Source organism: Rhodococcus sp. (in: high G+C Gram-positive bacteria), from assembly GCF_049591685.1.
GTDB lineage: Bacteria > Actinomycetota > Actinomycetes > Mycobacteriales > Mycobacteriaceae > Rhodococcoides.
This window is the reverse complement of sequence record NZ_JBAWFH010000021.1, coordinates 1-1,683: the sequence shown is the minus strand read 5'-3', so window position 1 is coordinate 1,683 and position 1,683 is coordinate 1. Positions and strand designations below refer to the sequence as shown.

The window sequence follows — 1,683 nt, the reverse complement described above, 5'->3', positions numbered from 1 at the left end:
GCGGTAGCCGGCCTCGAGCGGCGCGAGGCCGGCTACGGAGCGATGCATCCAGTCGGCCACCGCCCCGAAGGCGTAATGGTTGAACGAGGTCATCTCGCCGGGGTTGATCGACCCGTCGGGAAGCATGGAATCCCAGCGCTCCCAGATCGTGGTCGCACCCATCGAAACCCCGTAAAGCCACGACGGCGCCTCACGCTGGAGGAGAAGGGCGTATGCATCGTCGAGGTGTCCGGTGGCGGCGAGCGCATCGTTCACGAAGGGTGTGCCTGCGAAGCCAGTGCTGATGCGGTGACCCGCGGCTCGAACGAGTTCGGCAAGGCGGTCACCTGCTTTCTGACGATCGGCGTCGTCGCACAAGCCGAAGACGATGGCGAGGGCGTACGCGGTGGCGCTGTCACTCTCGACCTCGCCGTCTTGCACGTAGTGCTCGCGGAACGCCGCACCGACGCGGTCACGGATCGCGCGGAATTCTTCGGCATCCGACTGCTGGCCCACTTGTTCCGCAGCCTGCACCATGAGCGATGCGGTGCGGAAGGCGCACGCCGTTGCCACGACGCCGGACGGCGCCTTGGATTTGCCGGGGTCATCGGCGGGGGCATCCGGATCGAGCCAATCGCCGAACTGAAACCCTGTGTCCCAGAGCCCGCTCGGCGAGAGCGCGGCGGCGACCGAGCGCATGTGCGCCACCATCAGTGGGTAGGCATCGCTCAGCGTCTGTTCGCGGCCGTAGGCCTGCCAGAGCGCCCACGGCACCCACACCGCCGCGTCGCCCCAGACGGCCGTCGCTCCCGGCGTCGGGAAACCGGTGTCGAGGTACTTCAGGGCGTCCGGTACGACAACCGGAACGGCACCTGTGGGCGAAGCTCGCCGCTCAAGCTCGACATCGACGAGCCAATCGGCGAGGAACGACTCGACATCTCCGAGATAGGCCGCCGTCGGCGCGAAGACCGCGAGGTCGCCCGTCCAGCCGAGGCGCTCATCGCGCTGCGGGCAATCGGTCGGCACGCTCAGGAAGTTGCCGCGCATGCCCCAGACAACGTTGCTGTGCAGCTGATTGAGCTCGGGATTCGAGCACGCGAACGATCCGATCGTACGGATCTCGGTACCCACCACGACCGCGGTCAGTGCCGCGGGGTCGAACTCGCCCGGCCAGCCGGTGACCTCCGCGTAGCGGAAGCCGTGGAATGTCAGTGTCGGCTCGAACACGTCAGGGTTGTCGGGGGTGCCCCCGCTGAGGAGGAAGCGGTCGGTGGCCTCGGCACGCCGCAATGGACGGGTGCCCAGCTCATCGTGCTCCAGCACCTCGGCGTGGCGGAGCACAACCTCTGCGCCGGCGGGACCCGAGACCTGCACGCGGACGAAGCCGACGAGGTTCTGGCCGAAGTCGACGAGCGTCTTGCCGGAAGGTGAGGTCCAGTGCTTCTGCACCGCGAACTCGCCCAGGCGGCGCACCGGCGGCGCGGCGTTCGGCGTGAGGCGATCGGTGTCGAACGCGACGGCGTGCACAGCGTCCCAGCTCGAGTCGTCGAAACCTGGATGCTGCCAGGCCGAATCGCGCAGACGAGCGTCGATGGTTTCGCCGTTGTAGAGGTCGTCCGCGAGCACCTCGCCGGTCGACGCGCGCCACGACTCATCGGTCACGACGGTCTGGACGTGGCCGTCCGCGAAGGTGATCTCGAGCTC

At 68.0% G+C, this 1,683-nt stretch carries 1 protein-coding gene; it reads right to left on the bottom strand.

From position 1 onward, the window contains the following. On the bottom strand, window positions 1–1,683 hold a 1,683-nt coding region (locus WBQ44_RS00695; RefSeq protein WP_495564816.1), incomplete at both ends, for a family 78 glycoside hydrolase catalytic domain.